Raw genomic sequence first — 20,639 nt, 5'->3', positions numbered from 1 at the left:
CCGGCCTTAACACTGACACGCAATACACCGTCAGCATCTCCGGCTTCAAGGACTTAACGGACAATACGATGACGGCTAACAGCGCTAACCAATTCACCACGGGCGGTTCCACATCCTCCATATCTCTAGCCTCGACCGTCGGCTTTGGGGGCAAGCAATGGGTGGTCATCGGCAGCCACGGGCAAGGCGTATACAGTGCCGCCAATACCATGACCCTATTGCTGAAGAGCGGGCAAAGCGTTGGCGCTAAAACTTTTTTTGCTGCATCGAACAACAGTTACAGCGTGTCCGAACTGAAAGCCGCGATGGACACGGCGTTTAGCAGCGGCTGGTCGCCTGTCGGCACGGAAAAGAATCTGATTCAAGATCGCACTTTGGCGGGCGACAGCGGCAACCAGGGCACAGGCAGCTACGACTCCGACAAAATTGCCGGAGACCCGGTTGAAGGCGCTAAATTCTGGCCGCTGAGCGTCTCTGAGTACAATCAGCTTCCGACAAGCGCCCGTGCATTCGGAGATACTGACGGCTGGTGGCTGCGTTCTCCCGGCTATATTGATTCTGCCGAGGCTATGGTCAAAGATTCCACCCTCTATGAGATAGGCACTGACGTATCTTCCTCTTCCCCAAGCCGTGGTCTTCGTCCCGCTTTTCAAATATATACGGGGACCTTTCTATTTACCTCTCCCGCCGCAGGCGGCAAAACCGGTGCTGCGGGCAGCACCTTGTCGTCGGTCACTCCGCTGTCAGGCTCCAGCGTAATAAAATTAACCCTGAAAAATTCAAACCCCGCCGTCCTTAATCTGGGCGTGGGTGACAAAACCCCCCGCACCGTCTCCGCTGGCGAAACGTTTTCCGTGGCTTATACCGGGGCGAAGACAGGAACGGGTAAATATGTTTCTTGCGTGCTCGTGGGAGCGGACGGCAGCGTCCAATACTACGGCAAGCTGAAGGATCTGACCGGCGGTTCGGCGTCAGCGGACGGTGTGGCGGACATCACGTTTCCCGTGGACTTGCCGGCTGGAGCCTATACCCTGAGGCTGTTCAACGAGCAAATCAACGGCGATAACGTCACCGACTTCGCCAGTCCGCCGGAGGATATCTCTCTCACGGTGGATGCGCTGCCCGCCGTTGCCGCGCTGACACCCGCGAAGGGCGCAGCGGATGTGGCCACCAGCGGCCAAATCGTCATCACCTTCAGCGACCCGATGAATACCTCGGCGGGCGTCGGTGCCGTGTCGCTCAGCGGCGGAGGCGAGACGAAAGCCCTCAGCGGCGGTGCCTGGAGCAACGGCAATAAAACCTATACCGTCGGGTATACCGGTCTGAATAACGACACGGAATATACCGTCACCATCTCGGGCTTCAAGGATCAAGCGAACAATGTGATGCGGTCAAGCGGTGATCATACATTCACCACGGGCAGTTGGACATCTTCCATACCGCTTACCGCAATTCTCGGCTTCGGGGGCAAGCAGTGGGCGGTCATCGGGAATAACGGCCAGGGTGTCTACAGCGCCGCCAACACCATGACGCTGCTCTTACAGGATGGTCAGAGCTTTGGCGGTACCTTGAGATTTGACTCAAGCGCCTCGCAATACTGCAGTTACAGCGACTCTACCCTGAAAATCGCCATGGACACCGCGTTTAACGGACTTCCCGCAGCAAGAGAGCAGGATTTGGTTCAGGGACGTACCTTGGAGGGCGGCAACGTCTACTATATCGACCCCACTTACGATCCCGACAAAATTTACGGAGCTCAGGTTGATGACGCCAAGCTTTGGCCGCTGAGCGACTACGAGTACCAGCAACTTCCGTCAAGCCTCCGCCTATTTAGCGGAACGGACGGCTGGTGGCTGCGTTCTCCGGGCACTGCCAACATTAGAGGGATGTTTGTAGACTCAACCGGTAATGTTAATCCTTTCGATGCTCCCGGCAGCGCTACCACTGCCTACCATGCCCTCCGCCCCGCATTTCGGATGAATCTGCAATCCGTCTTCTTCACATCCCCCGCTACAGGCGGTAAGCCCGGTGCCGCCAGCGACATCCTGTCGGCGTTTTCACAGCCGACCGGCCCGATGAAATTTACCATGAAGGATACGGACACCGCTCGGCTCAACCTGAGCGTAAGCGACAAAAGTCCAAAAACCGTCAGGCCGGGGGCCGCGCTCGCGGTGGGCTTTACCGGCGCGGTGACGGGAACAGGCAAATACATTTCCTGCGTGATTCAAGGAGCGAACAACACCATAAAATACTACGGCAAACTTGTGGATTTGACCGGCGGCTCGGTTGAGTCGGACGGCACCGCGAGCATCACGCTTCCGGCAGATATGCCGGAAGGAACCTATACCCTGCGGTTGTTCAACGAGGAAATCAAGGGAAATAACGAAACCGACTTCGCCGGTACGTCGGAGGATATCTCCCTCACGGTGGATGCGGATGCTCCTTTAGATAAAATCCTGGTCAGCGTAACTGCACCCACGGCCATTACCGGCGTAGCAAACGGCACGGCAAAAACGGCCTCCGCGCTGGGTCTGCCGTCCATGGTAACATTGGTCACCAATGACGGCAATGTCAGCGGGAATGTGACTTGGAATGTGGCTTCAAGTTCCTATGATCCGTCCATCACCACCGCACAGACCTTCATAGTGAGCGGAACCGTGACGTTGACGAGTGGTGTGGTCAATCCGAACAATGTCTCTTTAAGCATCGGTATCAGTGTAACTGTAGCACCTCTCGCCTTCGTGCCGGTAACAGGCATCAACGATGTACCTGCTGCAGCAACCGCGGGGGTTGACCTGCCGCTTATCGGTTCAGTCGCCCCCGCCAACGCCACGAACCAGACCATCGTCTGGAGCGTCCAGAACGCGGGAACGACCGGCGCAACGGTTTCCGAAAATACACTCTCCACTACGGTGGCGGGAACCGTCAGCGTGAGAGCAACCATAACAAACGGCCTGACCGAAAGCACGGATTATTCGCTGGACTTCAATATAACGGTAAATCCCTCACCGGTAAGCGACGCGACGATTTCCCCCAACACCGGCAGTTTTGACAAGTTTGCTCCTGCCGACGTTCAGACCAGCGTTACATGGGGCAGCGCCACCGGCATAAGCGATGTAAAAGCGGCCGGAACTACCCTTGGAGCAAGTAACTACAACGTGTCAGGCAATACTCTAACTATAAAGAAGGAGTATCTGGTGACGCAGCCCACCGGCGGCCTGCTGCTGACGGTTGAATTCAATGCGGGCCCGGCGGCGACGCTGACCATTGCTGTCTCCGACACCACGCCGCCCACGATCAGTCCTGTGTCCCGCAATTACGACCTGAATGCTCCGGCAGATATGACGACAACCATCACATGGAACAGCGCGTCAACCGTCACCGGTGTGGTCTGTGGCGCAGACACTCTGGCGGCCGATACCGATTTCACCCTTGTCGGTAATGAGTTGACCATCAAGGACAGCTGCCTGTCAGGCCTTACGCATACGACGGGTGCCGCCCTTGATTTCGATATCACCTTCGACACCGGAGCTGCGGCAACCTTCACCGTAGAAGTTGTGGACGGCTATGTTCCGAGCAGTAATGCCGATTTGAGCAGTCTTGCGGTTAATGGGACACCCGTCAACGGATTTGACCCGGATGATACCGAATACGATGTGGTACTGCCCTTTGGCGCATCCGGCGCCACCATTACTGCGACGACGGTTGACCCCAATGCGGGATGTACCGTTACACCGGCTCCGTCTCTGCCGGGCAGCGCCACGGTGACGGTTACCGCCGAGGATGGTTCAACAACCAAGGTATATACCATTAACTTCACCATAGGGGGGGCACCCACCGTACTTGTTACGGGGATTGCCGTAACGGGTACCGGTGGAGTATCCAGCGTTCAGGTCGGAAGCACTCTGCAAATGCTGGCTGACGTGACGCCGGTGAGTGCCACCGACACGAGCGTCACATGGAGCATCGAAGCCGGAAGCGGTGCGACCATCGACGCCAGCGGTCTGCTTACGGCGACGGCCGTCGGAACGGTCACCGTCCGCGCCACGGCGAACGACAGCTCCGGCGTGTACGGAGAAAAGGTTATCACACTGACTCCGGCATCACCGACAGGCACGGCTCCGGCCATCACCATAACCACCCTGCCGGGCGGCAGGGTGGGCACGGCTTACAGCAGATCCCTCACGGCTGACGGTGACACGCCCATCACCTGGACGATCGAAGGCGGCAGCCTGCCAAACGGCCTGACGCTTTCAAGCGGCGGCGTCATATCCGGTACGCCCACAGCGGCGAGTTCCTTCAGCTTCACCGTGAAAGCGACAAATGCTGTCGGCAGCGCTACAAAGGCTTTAATCATCACCATCAATGCAGCCCCGACCGGCGGAGGCGGAGGTGGCGGCGGAAACAGGACTCCGCCAACATCGGTAACCCCGCCAACACAGACCTATAACGTGGATGTTAAAGCCGGAGACGGCAGTGAAACGACTCTTCCCGTCACAGTTGACGGAGATAGCGGTTGTGCATCCATAGACTTAGGCTCGGAGAAGCTCACTCTGGGCGGAACGGTGATCACGGTACCTTCAATCCCCGGCGTGGATACTTATTCCGTCGGTATCCCGGTTTCTGACCTGTCAACGACGGATGTTCAGGGTAAACTGACGCTTAATACCGATACAGGCAGCGTCACCGTGCCCACCAATATGCTGACCGGCGTTGCAGGAATCAGCGGAAGCAAAGCCGAAATCACCATCGGTCAGGGCGATAAGAGCACTCTGCCCGGCCATGTGAAAGCCGCCATCGGCGACAAACCATTGATTTCGCTTAGCCTGTATGTCGAAGGCAAGCAGACCGACTGGAGCAATCCCAACGCGCCGGTGACGGTGAGTATACCCTATACGCCCACCGCTAAGGAACTGGCGAACCCCGAAGGCATCGTCATCTGGTACATCGACGGTGCCGGTCGTGCGGTTTCGGTAGCCAACGGCCGCTACGACCCGGCTGCGGGAACCGTGACCTTTTTCACCAGCCACTTCAGCAATTACGCAGTAGCCTATGTGCATAAGACCTTCAGCGACCTTGGCGGAGCAGAATGGGCACGAAAGGCTATCGAGGTCCTGGCCTCCAAAGGCATAACCAGCGAAACCGGCGATGATACCTTCTCCCCAAACGTGAATATCAGCAAAGCTGACTTTATGGTAATGCTCGTTAATACGCTGGGGCTCACGGCCGACTTCACCGACAACTTTGACGATGTTCAGCCGGATGCTTACTATTACATCGCTGTAGGCACCGCCAAAAAGCTGGGCATCGCCGCAGACAGCGGAAACCGGTTCAACCCGACGGAAAGCATATCCAGACAGGACATGATGATGTTGGCCACCCGCGCTCTGGAGAAATACCAAGGGCTGAAAGCATCGGATAACTGCAGAGTTCTGGATCAATTCAGCGACAAGGGAGATATTGCCGAGTATGCGGCAAACAGCCTGGCCACCCTGGTCGATGCAGAGCTGATCGAAAGTTCCGGAGATAAGCTGAATCCGCGCTCCTATACCACCCGTGCTGAAGTGGCGGGATTCCTCTACAACATCTACAATAAATACCCGCAAGCTCCGGTGATTGTCGCCTCCGGGCTCTCACGGCTTGCCGGGCAAACCAAAATCGACACGGCGCTGTCCGTTGCCGGCGCGACTTACCCGGATAAGATAACCAACGTAGTTTTAGCCACAGCCGATTCTTATCCGGACGCTTTGGCCGGAAGTGTTCTGGCCTATCAGCTCAAGGCACCTATTCTCTTGGTAGGCAGCTCTGAAGCAGATCAGGCAAAGGTCATGAATTACCTGAAAGCTAAGCTGGAGCCGGAGGGCACAGTCAATATTCTGGGTGGTACCGCCGTTGTCAGCAGCGGCATGGAAGATAAAATACAGAATAGCGGCTTTAGCCGTATCATCAGGGTAGCCGGGGAAACCCGTTACGATACCGCCGTTGCAATAGCCAAAGAGTTAAACGTCTAGCCGGGAACCCCGATCGTACTGGTCAGTGGAGAAAACTATCCCGACGCTTTGGCTGTCAGCAGCGCTGCGGCTCAGAATCAGTTTCCCATCCTCTTGGTGCAAAAAGACGGAATCGCCGAAGCTGTGTGTCAGGAGATCGCCGCTATCAGGCCAAGCAAACTATATATTATCGGACTTGAGGGGGCAATCAGCCAGGCCGCGGAGAGTCAGGCTGCCGAGATCACCGGTTTGGCAGCGGAGAATATTGTCAGGATCGGCGGCGCTGACAGCTTTGCCACCTCACTGGCTATCGCGAAATACTTTAACTTAGGAAGCCAGACCATGTGCCTGGCTACAGGAAATAATTTTCAGGATGCTCTGGCCGGCAGCGTATATGCGGCAAAATACAAGGCTCCGATCATTCTGACAGACAGCAACCTCCCTGCTCAGACAGCAGATTTTGTAGAGTCCAGAAAACCGGCTGAAACGATTATCTTCGGCGGAGAGGCCGTGGTTGGCAAGGACATCGAGCAGCAAATAAAGCAACTGCTCAAGCAATAAAGAAGTCGATCAAAAAAGCAATCCGGGGTTTTTTAAGCCTGGGATTGCTTTTTTTCATTTAAGACCTGACTTCAGAAGAACAAATTCACTGTCTTTACTATCTAAATACATTTCTTCAGTTTGGCGCTGTATCTGCTGAATTTCTTCAATGATATCTGTCATTTTGTTGAAGAGTATACTATACATTTCTTTATAATTGACCAATGTTCTTCACCTCAAATAGTGGTTTACACTCACTATTTTATGCGTTTTTCGCATAATTATCAATATGCAATTATCGCATACTATAAAATAGTGTTGGGGTGAACATCATGTACCAACGATTGCGTGATTTACGAGAGGACAAGGATTTGACTCAGCAAGAGCTTGCCACCTTGCTGAAGGTAAGCCAAACAACCTATTCCAGATATGAAAGCGGTGTTCTGGATATTCCTAGTACCTCGCTTATTAAACTTGCTGAATTCTATAAAACCAGTATCGACTATCTGGTGGGACTGACTAATAATAAAAGGCCCTATCGTTAATGTTCAGAGGATCATAGCTGTAAAATTAAAAGTAAGATAGGATGCACTGTATATCTCGGTGCTTAGTTTGTCTTGCCACAAGTTAGGCGAGAAGTAGCGGCCACGTGGCCGCCTTTCAGACTTCAGGTGATTCAGGCTTTTCTGTTTGAGTTCCGGGCCGCCTAGAAATAGCAATAGCTGCAGTTAGGGTTCAGCAGAAAAAAGCAGAATTGTGTATGAGTAAACTGTGCTAAAAACTGTGCAAAAGACAATTATCTGGCTTGCTCAAAGAATGCAGAGAAATAGGAGGAGAGTTCATTGAGAGCCGTGTGTATAGATTTTGAAACCGCGAACGGATTTATTGGCAGCGCCTGCTCGGTTGGAATTGCAGTTCTTGAAGAAGGACAGATCGTCGATACTAACTATTGGCTTATAAAACCACATCCTCGGTATAATTACTTCGACCCTTTAAATGTCTCAATCCATGGAATTAAAGCGCAAGATGTAAAGGACGCTCCAGAATTCGATCTCATTTATGGGCAGATTAGTCCTCTCTTTGAGAATGCCTATGTTATTGCGCACAACGCTTCCTTTGATATGTCGGTGTTGCGTCATATTTTAGACTTATACGAAATTCCATATCCTGAAGTAGACTATTTATGTACCTACAAAACGGCGCTTAAGACGTGGAGTGGCTTAGATAACTATAAACTTGATACGGTTTGCAAATTTCTAAACCACGATTTTGCCCATCATAACGCTTTAGAAGATGCCATCGCCTGTGGTAATGTCTTATTGTCAGCCTTATCTGCCAGGGGAGTAACCACAATAAAAGAGCTCGCGGCTCTTGTGGGAATGAGGCTTGGTAAATTGTACGCAGGAGGATATAACCCGTGCAGCATAGCGAAGCGAACATCTAAAAAGGCTTAGAATCTCGTCTAATAGATATATGATTAAGTTCTTGGACTTAGGAGGGAAAAAATGCAAATATGCTGTACAAAAAAACTAAATGACGAGATGGGGATAGTGCCTGGGAAAGGAACTGAAGAAAACGATTTATTTTGTTGGAGTGTGCATTTAATCACGGTGAAGCGCAGAAAGACACTTGTCGCAGTCAACGACAGCAATCGATATGGATTTGTCCTGCATGGTTTGAAAGCAAAAGATTTCAAACACATAAATGAGTTACTTATCCAAGGAATTAGAAATTGCTTGAGAGACGAGAAAATAAAGAGCGAAATCATCGAAAGGTATTTGAAAGTAGCTGGAGAGTTAGTTTTCTCTAAGACCAGAGGTGCTAAATATGTTGCTCGCCTCAATAAAGCCTGTGAACGGGTAAACATATTTGATGATAGCTTAGAAACAAAGGAACTTTATCAGACTAACGTTGCCAAAAGGATGAATAATGATCTTATAAAAATTACCCAGGAAGCTGATTATACATACCCACATGCCCTTTTATACAGGGATTTCAAGCTTTTTGCCGGGGAAGAAATCGTTAAGTGTGAGGCAGTCGATATAATGGTCAAGCTGAATTTAGATCGCCACACAGCCTGGAGACGAGTTATTACTCCTGTAGATATTACGTTTAAACAGCTTCATATCATATTACAAGCAGTATTCGGTTGGAAAAGTTATCATATGTATGATTTTGATATTTTGGACGAGGCAAATAAGTGCGTTTTAAAGGTGATTAGTGAATTTGAAGAAGTTTTTGAACCAAGGCCGGACTGCCCAATGCGTTTAGATTCAGAGGTTAGCTTCTCGGAATATGCCAGGCAGCGTTATAAGATTACTTATTGCTATGATTACGGCGACAACTGGGAGCATGAAATTACCATTCGGGGGACAAATACTGAGCATAATAAAACCTATCCGGTTTGCTTAATGGGGGAAGGTAATGCACCACCGGAAGATGTGGGGGGCATTCCGGGATACGTGGAATTTTTAAAAATCATGGCAGATCCGAACCATGTTGACTATGAATCGATGCAGAAGTGGGCTCAGAGCCAATGGTACAGAAACTTTGATATGGAATTAATCAATAAACGGCTAGAAACTATCTTGCGTGTATAGTGATATTAATAGCAACTAATATTAAGCATAGAAAAATGAAGCAACGCGAGACAACTTTTGTCTCGCGTTAGCCTTTTGAAGCGAGTGGTATTAGGTGCTTGCTAAGAGATTAATACCTTTGGTGAATGGTTAAGTGGAATCTGTTATGAACTTTATCTGTGGAATATTTTGGGTTACCTATTGTAACAATCTATTACAGGGATTAGAATGGTAATGGAACAAATGTTCTTAAAAGGAGGGGATAAGGTGCAAGCATTTGGTGGACCGTGGACCCTACTGAAATTGGACATATTGGAGAAATATTTGAGTTTTTTTGTGCAAGCTATGAAAAACCAAAACTTTAAGCTATGTTATATTGATGCATTCGCAGGTAGTGGAGATGTCGATATCCCAGGTATCGGATCTATCCCTGGCTCGGCTGTAAGAGCAATTGACTACCCATTCGATCGGTATATTTTCATTGACAGTAATCATGAATATCTGAAAAAGTTAGAAGACAATATTACTCAGAAGGCTACAAATAAGAATATTGAGTTCTTGTTGGGTGACTGTAACCAACTTTTGAAAACGATAGATTCCTTTTCGTGGTTTAGTAATTATTGGCGCGGGGTAATTTTCCTTGATCCGTATGCTATGAATTTGAATTGGGATTCCTTATCTTCAATAGCAAATACGAAAGCGTTCGACGTTTGGTATCTTTTCCCGCTATCAGCCGTTAATAGGGTATTACCTCGACATGGAAATATCCCTGAATCTCATAGGCTGAAACTTCATCAAGTATTAGGGACTACTATGTGGGAACAGGAAATATATAAAGAATCACCCCAACTGACATTATTCGGTGATGTTGACAAGAGCTTCAATCGAACAAATTAAAGCCTACATAATTAAACGATTAAAAGCAGTATTTCCGGGAGTATCTTCGAATCCTCTTACCTTGCGAAATCCTAAAAACAACTCACCGTTATTTCTATTGTGTTTTGCTGTAAGCAATCTATCATCTTCTGCAATAAATCTTTCTCTAAAAGCTGTGGACCACATTTTAACACACAGTTAATAGTAATTTATAAAACGAGGCGATAAAAATGTCTAAATCAAAAATTGAATGGACAGAAAATACTTGGAACCCGGTTACCGGTTGTACGAAGATATCTGATGGATGTAAAAACTGTTATGCTGCTGTCATGGCGCAACGTCTAAAGTTAATGGGAAATAAGAAATATGTTAATGGATTTGAGGTTACACTCCACGAATATTGCCTGACTGATCCTTTAAAGTGGAAAAAACCTTCTCTAATCTTCGTAAATTCCATGTCGGATCTGTTCCATGAAGACATCCCTTTAGATTTTATCCAAAGGATTTTTAGGATTATGAACAAAGCATCCTGGCATACCTTCCAAGTTCTAACGAAGAGAGCAGAACGACTTGAAGAACTGGCTCCTTATCTGAACTGGAGCTCTAACGTCTGGCAAGGGGTAACCGTCGAAAGCGATCAATATAAATACCGCATTGATTCCTTGAGGAAAGTAAATGCGAAGGTCCGATTTATTTCCTTTGAACCGCTAATAGATGAGGTTAAAAACCTTGATTTAACGGGCGTGGACTGGGCGATTGTTGGTGGAGAAAGTGGGTTTAAGTCTCGAAGGATGGACTCTGAGTGGGTATTGTCAATCAAGAATGAATGCGATCAACAAGGTGTTAGCTTTTATTTCAAACAATGGGGTGGAATAAACAAGAAGAAAAATGGACGGTTATTGCTTGGGCAAACCTGGGACGCTATGCCGGAAATCGGGGCCAAATAACTGACAATGCTGCTCCCGATCCCCAAAAAAGTATACAAATCAACATCCAAGGCTCTGGGAAAGCATACGGAACGAAAGAGAAGCCCATTTCGTGAAGGAGTTCTCAACCTAGCTGAGAAGAAGCTGGATGTGTTTTTCGTGACCTTGAACAAGTCGGAAAAGGACTATTCTCCCTCAACCATAAAGGCTTCCCCGCGATTTATTTCTCTCAGGGAAGCCTTTGTCTCATTGGGATCGAACGGCAAATGGTCTGCGTCTACAGGCAAGTGGCTGGAGGAGTCGGTCGATTTCTCCCAGAGCAGGGCCAATAAACTGATGCGTATCTTCAAAGAGTACGGAGCCGAACAGCTTACCTCCTCAAATTCGGATTCGAATCCGAATCCGAATCTAAACTACAGCCAGGCGGTGCTTCTTTTAGGTATCCCAAAGGAGGAACGGGCGCAATTTATCATTGATATGGATATCGAAGGAATGACCAATCAGGAACTCAGGAAAGCGGTCAATGAACGGACGCAGACATTAAAACAAAAGAAATGATAGCCCTGGGAGCTTCAGTTGCAGCAAATTGTCATCAAACATCCGGCGCAGGTTATTAATAAATGCCTTGAGGAGAAGGGGCTTATGATTACCGGAACAGTGGCTCCGTCGTCGAATCGTAATATACACTCCATTCAGAATCCAATCTAAAAATTAACTCAAGAATTTCAGCCACGGTTTATAGAGTTCTGGTGGGATCTCTTGACCAATATCAATTTTTATTAAAGCTTCGACTAATTGGGCATCCGTTTGTATTGGAATACCTAGTTCCTGAGCAGCTTCGATCAAATGTCGTGCAACTTCACCTTGCCCTGAGAGTACTATTTTTGAGGCCCCGATCTGATCGTAAGCTAAGGCAACTGCTTTTTCTTTCATGTCAATACGTCCACTCCGTTCTTTGCTTCTCCTTTAAGCAATGTATGAAATTCCGAATTATCTAAAGGTTTGAGATGAATAGAGGTTAAGTTAACGCCTATCATTTGAAAGTTCCTTTTTACTTCGGGCATCAGACCATCAATAAGTACTGATAAAGTGTCTGGATTTTTCGTTAATAGACTTAACGAAAGTTGATTCATAGAAAAGAAAGCATCAATGCCAATCGGTCCGAGATTAGGTGTTTCAGTTTGTAATGCGATGCGACAGTGTTGAGGATCAAGCTTACCATTTTTACGGCTTCCTTGAATGGCAAGTTTAATTGATTTGACTTCCTGGTCATGTCTAATAGGAATTTCGGCTAACATATAACCATTACCATCCACACCGGTATCGTGCCATAATTGCTGGCCTGTGATCTTATCTAATAATTGATTAATAACCGATGAAGAGGGGTGAGTGTTCGTCAGGCTAAGAAGCTGGGCTTTTAGGGTATCTTTTAACTGAGCAAGTTCCTCAAAATTTCCCCCTTGTCCTTTGATTAAACTATCAAACAATCGGTGCTCATAATTTAGTCCAAGTAGTTTTAAAAAGGATTTTAATTGTCCTGCTGTTTCTTGTTTTGACAGCCCTTTTAAGCTGGGTATTAAATCATAAAATTTTTGTAATAGTTCTTCCGGAAGATCAGAATTTTTGAGGATTTCTGGATATGAAGCAGTTTGCGCATCGTTTAATAAATAAACAAATAACTCATTATTAGGTAAACCGCGATTAGCCAATACCGTATTTAACGTGTTTGATAGGACGGATTCCACTGGTTTCTGAACTTCAGTATCCCGGCTTAGAACTAACGTATTGTTCAAAAAGTTTTTAACGACAGCCTGAAATTTATCCCCAGGTTTTGCTTCGAAATCTAAAAAAGCTTGAACTGATTTTCCATTAGCCAAAATAGACGCTTTGCCATCGTCTGCCTGGCTTAACATTTCAACGATTATCTTTTGCCCTATTTGAAACGAGTCCTTGCCAGGCATAGCGATAATAGATTTCTGAACTTCAGTATCCCGGCTTAGAACTAACGTATTGTTCAAAAAGTTTTTAACAACAGCCTGAAATTTATCCCCGGGTTTTGCTTCGAACTCTAAAGAAGCTTGAAGTGATTTTCCATTAACCAAAATAGTCGCTTTGCCATCGTCTACCTGGCTTAACATTTCAATGATTATCTTTTGCCCTATTTGAAACCAATCCTTACCAGGCATTGCTACAATAGTGTTAGGAATTGATCCGATTTGCACGTTAACACCTCGAAACTTATACGTTTACTTTTAATTATACCAGTTTTTGATTCCATTTCAGACAAATTTAGATCTTGGTTTTACCGCGGTCTCTACAATTAGCCTTAGTTAACTGAAATTCTTAGGTTAATAACATGAATCCGCTCATCGGTTTTCGTTTACCTAAGATTTGAAACTGGAAGCTGGAAGCTGATCAGCCGCAAAATGCAGCTATCGTTGTGAAAAACTTTCGCTATAAAAAGTTAAGTTAAGAATATTTTAAATATTATTTTATGTGTTATAATACTTAGAAGATTATGAATGAACATTCATTTCTTAATTAATGTTGAATCAGAGATACTAAAGGAGTTGAAGAGATGTTGCAGGGGATGATGAAAGCTCTGGTCTATCATGGGCCAGGCAACTATAGCTTAGATGATGTGCCGGTACCTAAAATCACCAGCCCCACGGATGCTATTGGTAAAGTTACTTTAGCAGCAATTTGTACAAGCGATATTCATATGGTGCAAGGCCATATTCCAACCGCTTCGATACCCAAAATAGTAGGCCATGAGTTTTGTGTAGAAATCGTCGAAACCGGCTCTGAGGTTACACATCTAAAACCTGGCATGCGTTGTATTGTTTTTCCAGCTGTATTCTGTGGCCGATGTAAAATGTGCCAAAGCGGCATGCCGAGCTTATGTGAGAAATATGGTATATTTGGTGTTGGGAAACTCGAAGGGTCACAAGCGGAATATGTACTGATACCCAAAGCGGACATGTTCTGCATACCCATACCCGGCGACTTAAAAGAAGAAGATGTCATTCTCTTACCCGATATGTTAGCAACAGGTTGGTTTGGCGTGAAAAATGCGGAAGTTAATCCCGAAAAAACAGTTGCCGTTATCGGGGTTGGCCCTGTTGGAATGTCAGCTTGTTTAATTGCCAAATCAATTTTTGGAGCAAAGAAAGTGATTGCCATTGATTTGTTGCCTGAGCGTTTAGAACTTTTACAACGTAATCACGCAGTTGATGCGGTTATCAATTCAAGCACAGAAAATGTTAAAGAGAGAATTAAAGAGATCACCAATGGGGCCGGCGTGGATGCAACCATCGAATCGGGTGGTGTCCAACAAACTTTTGAACTTGCCACAAGAATTACTAAATTTGGCGGAATCGTGTCTACAGTAGCAGTATTTTCTAAACCTTTAACCATACACATGGATAAAATTTTCTCTAAGAACCTTACAATAAAAATGGGAATTCATAAAGCAGAAGGTATTGGAGAAATGCTGCAAAAAATACAAGAAGGTAAACTAGATGCACGTTTTATGCTAACACACAAAAAACCTTTAAATAATATTTTGGAAGGTTACGATGTTTTTGGACGCCAAAAAGACGGTTGTGTCAAATGGGCAATAACTCCTTATGAGAGAGATAGTTAAATAAAAGCGGTTGGAGGATTGATAGTGAAGGAACAGGACCTTAGCATCGCTGTGAGGAACAGAATCCTTCAAGTTTAACCTTTGGCAGCGGAACAAATCAGGCCGCCTCGTTTTGTGAGGCGGCCTGAACTCTGTGAATAGTCAGAGAAAAGTTTCATCTTTTTGTCTGGAAGATTATGTGTTATGATCATGAAGAAGAAATAACCGCCCCTAGCCGGATGGCGGTTATTTCTTGTAATCTCTAATTCGGGCTAACCGTTTGGTTAGACAATCTGCCGGGCTGGCGTGCTTGCAACACATCAGTCCTTTTCTTATATTATACCCATGAATTGTAAAATATGCAACCAGCCTACATATGGGTCCTTTGTTATATACAAAATAGAAGATAAATAAAAATGCCTAGACTAGGCTTATGATAATATTTAAAAACAGTGGAACTTTTTAACCCCATTATGAATCCTAAGTACTGAAATGCATTTCGAATTGAAATAGTTGAGGTGAGGATCAAAGCGTGAAAAAAGATCTGATTGGGAGGGCTCGGCAGGGCGACCTTGACGCTTGGGAAGAATTAATCCGGGAAATCTATCCCCAGGCCTCCAAACAGGCTTTCTGCCTGCTGAGAGATAAGGATCTGGCCCAGGACGCTGTACAAAACACGATGCTGAAGGTTTTTAATAACCTGTCAGGTTTAAACGATGACGGCGCTTTTACCGGTTGGTGGCGGCGGATATTAACCAATGAACTATACCTATTGCTGCGCTTGAGTAGCAGAGTAATGCCGGGGATAACACCGGAACTACTGAGCACCGGGGAATTGTCTGTTGAGGATGCTGTCACGCTCAAGCTGGAATTGGGGCAGGCAATTCAAAGGCTGCCTCTGGAACAACAGCAAATCCTGCTGGACATTGATGTAAGAGGATTGAATTTGCAGGAAGCTTCGGAAGAACACAATCTTCCGCTGGGAACGGTCAAGTCGCGATTATTTAGGGCGAGGGCCCGTCTGCAGGAGACACTGAAGCAGTATAGAAAAAAGCCAAAGGAGCGAGTAGACATGACGCTAGAGCCATCAGATATAAAGGACCGAATATGTGACTATTTGGAAGGAACCATGGAGGCAGCGGCCAGAAATGCCTTTGAACAAGAACTGGCGCAAAACCCTGCATGGCAACAGGAGATGAAAAAGCAAAAGGACTTTTTGACATTCTTGCATTCTCTGACCGGAAAAATGACCCTTTCCGTAGCCGAGATTAAGGATAAGGTGCAGGCGGTGATAGAGAAAACAGAGGATTACGAGGAAATCGTGGATGCGACTTTCTTTGAGCAGGGAAAACCGACGACCATGACCTCCCATATCTGGTTCAAGAAGCCTGATTGCTATCGGACTGATGGGGACAGTGGGGCAACGGGTCCCATAACGGTCATTATAAAAGACGGAATAATGCTGACTTGGCTTGCCGATAAGCGCCAAGTCAGAAAACTTATCTTAAGTCAGGAATACAGAGAACGTGGCAACTTTAATTTCCCGGACAGTCTCAAGGCGATGGCCGAGAATAAATCCAGTCGGATCTTAGGTACGGAATATCTGCAAGGTCGACCGGTTCTTCATGTCCAATTCAGTGAACAAGTTCCCGGGCTGGGGGAAATGAATACTCATCACTGGATGGACAAAGAAACCTGGATGCCAATACGAACGGAATATTATAATGTCAAAGGAGAACTGGTAAACCGTCGGGAAGTGAGGGAGCTTCGCCTCAATCAGGGACTGCCTGATTCCCTGTTTGAACTGGACCTTCCTGAAGGGGTAACCATTGAGGAAGAAAACAGTCAAATCCTCCATTTGCCTCAGGATATAACTCTGACTGAGGCAGCAGAGCGTTTAGATCAAGCGCCCTATAGTTTAGCCGGTCAAAACTATAAGATCAAACACCAATGGGTTGAAGTAAAAGAGGGGAAAGGGGTACTGCTCGGTACCTATTCCGTCCTGGGTGAGCAAACCCCGTTGTTGATTGTTACCCAGGGACCGGTGCCGCATACCAATCTGCCGCCAAATTCAAGTATGGAACCCGTTGAACTTGAGTTTGACGGCAGGAAAGTCACCGGAGGACTGATCAAGATCGACTTGGCGGGCGTCAAATACATGCTCGATTGGCAGGACCATGGTTCCTATTATTCCTGCGGCGGGCAGCTGGAAAAGGATGAGTTGTGACATCATTTCTAAGTTTCTATAATTACATCACTTGGTTACGCGGGCATCCAATCGGTGAGCCATACTCTTCTGGTAATAGACCACAGACGCTTTTCCGTTACACCATTTTGTAGCCGGTAATACCAAACAGTTTCTTCGGCGCGAGCCACCGAAGTCTCTTCATAGCCTGAAATGTTCAGCTTGCTGTTTATTTCAGCTGCATAGACTTCACCCGCAGAAGAAAAACCACCTCCTAGAAAGACCACCGTTAAGGCAAAAATAGAAAAACCGGTTAAAACTCTCCTCATCTTAATAGAGTCCCCTTTCCGTATATTTTGTTTATTTTATTGGTAATGTTAAATACGGCTCACTATCGATTGTCTTTAATTTTACCGTATTAATGACCTTATGTATTTTTGAATGTGATAGAAACATCCCCCTGCCCAGATAACAATCAGTATAGTTGCGATATTTACGGTACTGTCGCTGTTACCCACAATGAACAGTGGTTTGTAAAAGAATCTATTACAGCCGGTAAGATCACTTCAGATCGGATGACGGTTGTGATTGGAAGTTCTATAGAACACAGCAGCCGAAAAATACTGGCAAACACCCAAAAAAGCAACGGAAAAATGCTGAAATAAATAATAAAACTGTCACGTCGCCTTATCAGCGCTACAACGCAAATAAATACGTTGCACCATATGATAGCCGTAAGAACTGAATAGGCCGTAATCATCATATCCTATTAACCTCCGCGCCTCTTCTCACGCAATATAGCTTCCAGCCTATCCAGCGTTTCATCATCGATATCTTCGTCTTTTACAAGCTCCGATACGAGGCTGGTGAGAGCAGCTGATTTAGACTGAAAAAAAACGGCGCCTTGTTTGACTTGCATCGCTTGATACTCTTCCGGAGTTATTGCAGCGGAATAGGTTCTTCCGTAATTTTTCCCGGTCTTTACATAGCCATCAACCACGATGGCTTTTTTTTCTAATAACTGATTTAACAAGATATGAATCGAACTGGCTTTCCATGATCTTTCAGGGGAAAGCTCAATAATTTCAGAACGGGAAAGGGGTTTATGCTGTACCCACATGAGACTCATAATTTCCAGCTCGTTTTTTGTTAAATCTAAAGTATCTTTTCCCACCAAGTTTATAGCCTCATTTCTAATGTAATCTAACGATAGGTAATATAATATTATACAAAAATTGATAGATTGTAAAGCAAAAAATAACTAAATTATATATTGACAGACTAATATATCTATAATATTATACAGTCATATTAAACATAACTGTTTCTTTCTTAACTGTTAAAACAGGTGATCGTTATACTCATTGTGGTTTCTGATAATATCTCTAATACGACTCTGGCTTTAAATTCCGCAGAGTAATTTGTTCGATCAGGTCCAGTCCTGATGGCGCTATTTTGAAACCTAAGTTCCCGGAATTTATAACGAGGTCAATTTAAGAATGCTGTAACATCAAGGCCTCGCCGTAAATTTGTTCATTAATTCATTGTTACACTTAAAGCATTTATGACAATGGAGCTTCTTTGCATTTACGCAGGTTTTTAGGGTCTCTCGTTACACAATCCGGGAACTCAAGTTGAAGGAGGGAGCAATCTTAGCACGACCCCCATCCATTCCAGCGCGTGAACATGCGCCAGCAGCCAACTTTCTGCCTCTTTATCTGAGAATGCCTCCATATACGGGTAGCGGTCTTCCACCAATCACTCCATGCATTGTTGTTATATTTCTCGCGAAAAAGCGTCTTTCGGCTAAGCGGAAAGGAAGTAAAAACCAGATGACTTTTGTAAATGATAATGTTTCAAATTCCCCTGAGTCTGAACAAAAGTCATTGCCAAATGGTGTACCGATCACTATAACACCATATTATGATAAAATAAACGTTTAGGTTGGAAATATTGGAGCGGATTCCCTTGACAGTGTAACTGTCCGGGGGACTGCAACTGACTATGGCACACTAAAAGCACAAACATCCAGTGTTCCCCCAGTTGTTGGGAAAACTTTTACGTGGTATGTTCCACAAACAAAATGTTTGATGGAATATAAAATCACTATTGTCATACAGGATGCCGGACAAACTGTCATTAAGGAAGGATATGCGGCATTAGAATATACCGAAGCACAGCTTGCTTCAGTTGGTTGGAATCGAGGAACCTTTCCTATATATACTCTAAAAGAATTAACAGGGAAGATGATCGCAAAAAAAAGAGCGGCGGCCATGCCCTGAACAGAGAGGACCGCCGCTCTTGTGATGTCCGAACGCTATACTTTGTCCTGGCACGTTTACTGTGGCAGAAAACAATACTGGTGCGGAAACTCTGCGTACGGTTATTATAGCATCTGTGGCAAAATAAACAGGTTCCATTTCCGATATCTAAAACTTTAAGTTTTACCAAAAAAATATACTAGTTTTTCTATCTTACTGCATAAAGAGTTTTTGATGATATTATAAAAATACATTTGTGGTGGCATAATTTGGGGGCATAAATCAATCTTAACTTTAAGCATAAGTACCAGAGAGGCGGTGGTTCCAATGGGCAGTTAAGTATTCTGTTTAAAAAAGTTAAAGCATTTGTATGAAGGGTAATATTATATTTTTAGGAGGTATTATTAAGATGTTGAAAAAGAAAATTTTGTCTTTAATTTCGTGTGTTACATTAATTATTTTGACGATGTCATCGGTTGCCTATGCTAAAACAGATACTACACAGTCTATACAGCCTTCTTATAGTAAAGTTGAATCAGCTAATGATTATGAAACGTGGTTAAAAGGGAAAACCAATGATTCCGATGCTAAAAAGGTATTGACAAAGTACCAAAATTTAACTAAAGAACAAAAAGACAAATTTGTTGGCTATTTGAAAGACGGAAAGCTTTTTGCAAATGCTTTTTCTACACCTTTGAAACCGGGAGAATCGAAAAGCTTAGCTAATGGTGATGTCATTGTAACTTTGACTGAAACTAATGAACCTATTAATATTGCATCAAAAAACTTTTCTATAATGTCCACAGTTGAATATAGAAAAGCAACCTATCAAAGATACGTAACTCTTTTTGGTGTCAAAATACTCCAAACTACTAGTTATGTAAACTACTCCCATGATGGAACAAGTATAATAGACATTCAAGGAAGTCGTCATTGGACATCTATAAACTATAACCCATTACTTATGAGTGAGTGGGGAGATGAGCCAACAGAATGGGATGATGGTACAACTGCATACTCTACTAATGATGTAACATTTGGTGCTATGATTGAGGGTTATGGCATCCAATATGGTAGTGCTGAACTTGGAGTATGGGGAGATGTTGATAACGATGCTGGTGGTTGGTTAGAAAGCTATTAATAGGCATTGTTGTCCAGAATCATAATCTAAAAATAGAGGGAGCATCTCAAAACTACTTTATTGGTAGATAGCGATGCTCTCTCTTGATGTTAGGGTTTCCCATCAAACCCCATTTTGACAGTTGAGTTCAAAAAACTATACTTCAAAGCCGAGGTTTCAGTTTTTTTACTGTCAAACGCCAGATTGAGGTACTATAAATCTTGAATATTCATTTTATCAATTTCATTTTTTTTAACTTTTCTTCTACAAAAATAATAAATAGTTAAGAAAATGATTGTTGTAATATTAATAATAAGAAATTGAAAAATTGAATCCGATATTTTGAAATTATTTAAAAACGAAGATACCATATATATTGTTACAAGAGAATATAATATATTTATAATTGGAATTATTAAGCCTAACCATTTATTTTTTCTTAACAGAAAAATAATATTGCAAGAAACATGTACCTATTATTAAAATAATCAACATTTTCAATCATTCTCCTTTTAATTTTTTTAATATTCCGAAATT

Annotated in this window: 17 protein-coding genes and 1 pseudogene; 13 read left to right on the top strand and 5 right to left on the bottom strand. The window is 45.0% G+C overall.

Annotated features, from left to right (window positions below; genetic code table 11):
- Positions 1–161: 161 nt before the first annotated feature.
- Both UF75_RS30245 and UF75_RS30240 read left to right on the top strand, forming a co-directional pair.
- Entirely contained in the window at positions 162–6,011 is a 5,850-nt protein-coding gene (locus tag UF75_RS30245; RefSeq protein WP_052693380.1) for a X2-like carbohydrate binding domain-containing protein, read from the top strand.
- A gap of 12 nt (positions 6,012–6,023) precedes the next feature.
- Complete coding sequence (locus UF75_RS30240) at positions 6,024–6,551, top strand: cell wall-binding repeat-containing protein (RefSeq protein WP_348983068.1); 528 nt, start codon at positions 6,024–6,026, stop codon at positions 6,549–6,551.
- Positions 6,552–6,605: 54 nt separating this feature from the next.
- Here UF75_RS30240 and UF75_RS30780 read toward each other — a convergent pair whose 3' ends face one another.
- Positions 6,606–6,737, bottom strand: a complete 132-nt coding sequence (locus UF75_RS30780) for a hypothetical protein (protein WP_282433811.1) — start codon at positions 6,735–6,737, stop codon at positions 6,606–6,608.
- Between the two features lie 125 nt (positions 6,738–6,862).
- On the opposite strand from UF75_RS30780, the gene UF75_RS16880 reads away from it, so the two are divergent.
- The 6 genes from UF75_RS16880 (at position 6,863) to UF75_RS16855 (ending at position 11,469) form a co-directional block, all read left to right on the top strand.
- Positions 6,863–7,075, top strand: a complete 213-nt coding sequence (locus UF75_RS16880; protein ID WP_045575751.1) for a helix-turn-helix transcriptional regulator — start codon at positions 6,863–6,865, stop codon at positions 7,073–7,075.
- A gap of 306 nt (positions 7,076–7,381) precedes the next feature.
- Positions 7,382–7,984 carry a 3'-5' exonuclease gene (locus tag UF75_RS16875; protein ID WP_242860293.1) on the top strand — a complete coding sequence of 201 codons (603 nt, stop codon included), beginning with the start codon at positions 7,382–7,384 and terminating at the stop codon, positions 7,982–7,984.
- A 51-nt stretch (positions 7,985–8,035) separates the two neighbouring features.
- Positions 8,036–9,130 (top strand): plasmid pRiA4b ORF-3 family protein, encoded by a 1,095-nt coding sequence (locus UF75_RS16870; RefSeq protein ID WP_045575749.1) that lies wholly within the window; start codon positions 8,036–8,038, stop codon positions 9,128–9,130.
- 246 nt (positions 9,131–9,376) lie between these two features.
- Complete coding sequence (tcmP, locus tag UF75_RS16865) at positions 9,377–10,006, top strand: three-Cys-motif partner protein TcmP (RefSeq protein WP_045575748.1); 630 nt, start codon at positions 9,377–9,379, stop codon at positions 10,004–10,006.
- A gap of 209 nt (positions 10,007–10,215) precedes the next feature.
- Positions 10,216–10,932, top strand: coding sequence for a phage Gp37/Gp68 family protein (locus UF75_RS16860; protein WP_045575747.1), 717 nt, complete (start codon positions 10,216–10,218; stop codon positions 10,930–10,932).
- 6 nt (positions 10,933–10,938) lie between these two features.
- Positions 10,939–11,469 carry a DUF3102 domain-containing protein gene (locus UF75_RS16855; RefSeq protein WP_052693378.1) on the top strand — a complete coding sequence of 177 codons (531 nt, stop codon included), beginning with the start codon at positions 10,939–10,941 and terminating at the stop codon, positions 11,467–11,469.
- Between the two features lie 88 nt (positions 11,470–11,557).
- Here the strand turns inward: UF75_RS16855 and UF75_RS16850 are convergent.
- Together UF75_RS16850 and UF75_RS16845 are read right to left on the bottom strand one after the other, a co-directional pair.
- Positions 11,558–11,844: pseudogene (locus tag UF75_RS16850) on the bottom strand (EscU/YscU/HrcU family type III secretion system export apparatus switch protein).
- Positions 11,841–13,133, bottom strand: coding sequence for a hypothetical protein (locus UF75_RS16845; RefSeq protein WP_045575746.1), 1,293 nt, complete (start codon positions 13,131–13,133; stop codon positions 11,841–11,843). Before UF75_RS16845 ends, UF75_RS16850 begins: the two are co-directional and overlap by 4 nt.
- A gap of 356 nt (positions 13,134–13,489) precedes the next feature.
- Between UF75_RS16845 and UF75_RS16840 the strand changes: the two genes are divergently transcribed.
- Both UF75_RS16840 and UF75_RS16835 read left to right on the top strand, forming a co-directional pair.
- Positions 13,490–14,557 carry an alcohol dehydrogenase catalytic domain-containing protein gene (locus UF75_RS16840; protein ID WP_052693376.1) on the top strand — a complete coding sequence of 356 codons (1,068 nt, stop codon included), beginning with the start codon at positions 13,490–13,492 and terminating at the stop codon, positions 14,555–14,557.
- A gap of 511 nt (positions 14,558–15,068) precedes the next feature.
- Entirely contained in the window at positions 15,069–16,763 is a 1,695-nt protein-coding gene (locus UF75_RS16835; RefSeq protein ID WP_045575745.1) for a sigma-70 family RNA polymerase sigma factor, read from the top strand.
- A 35-nt stretch (positions 16,764–16,798) separates the two neighbouring features.
- Here the strand turns inward: UF75_RS16835 and UF75_RS16830 are convergent, their stop codons facing one another.
- Positions 16,799–17,050 carry a hypothetical protein gene (locus UF75_RS16830; RefSeq protein ID WP_045575744.1) on the bottom strand — a complete coding sequence of 84 codons (252 nt, stop codon included), beginning with the start codon at positions 17,048–17,050 and terminating at the stop codon, positions 16,799–16,801.
- A 114-nt stretch (positions 17,051–17,164) separates the two neighbouring features.
- On the opposite strand from UF75_RS16830, the gene UF75_RS28400 reads away from it, so the two are divergent.
- A complete protein-coding gene (locus UF75_RS28400; RefSeq protein WP_156146490.1) occupies positions 17,165–17,386 on the top strand; it encodes a hypothetical protein in 222 nt (73 codons plus the stop codon).
- A 104-nt stretch (positions 17,387–17,490) separates the two neighbouring features.
- On the opposite strand, the gene UF75_RS16825 is transcribed toward UF75_RS28400, so the two are convergent.
- On the bottom strand, positions 17,491–17,895 hold the full coding sequence (locus UF75_RS16825) for a BlaI/MecI/CopY family transcriptional regulator (protein ID WP_242860292.1): 405 nt from the start codon (positions 17,893–17,895) through the stop codon (positions 17,491–17,493).
- A gap of 913 nt (positions 17,896–18,808) precedes the next feature.
- Here UF75_RS16825 and UF75_RS16820 point away from each other — a divergent pair.
- Together UF75_RS16820 and UF75_RS16815 are read left to right on the top strand one after the other, a co-directional pair.
- A complete protein-coding gene (locus tag UF75_RS16820) occupies positions 18,809–19,003 on the top strand; it encodes a hypothetical protein (RefSeq protein ID WP_156146488.1) in 195 nt (64 codons plus the stop codon).
- 388 nt (positions 19,004–19,391) lie between these two features.
- Positions 19,392–20,123 (top strand): hypothetical protein, encoded by a 732-nt coding sequence (locus UF75_RS16815; RefSeq protein WP_045575741.1) that lies wholly within the window; start codon positions 19,392–19,394, stop codon positions 20,121–20,123.
- Positions 20,124–20,639 lie beyond the last annotated feature (516 nt).

It is taken from the genome of Desulfosporosinus sp. I2 (assembly GCF_000960765.1).
In the GTDB taxonomy this organism is placed as follows: domain Bacteria; phylum Bacillota; class Desulfitobacteriia; order Desulfitobacteriales; family Desulfitobacteriaceae; genus Desulfosporosinus.
Note: the sequence above shows the minus strand (reverse complement) of the source record. Positions and strands in the feature narration are given on the sequence as shown.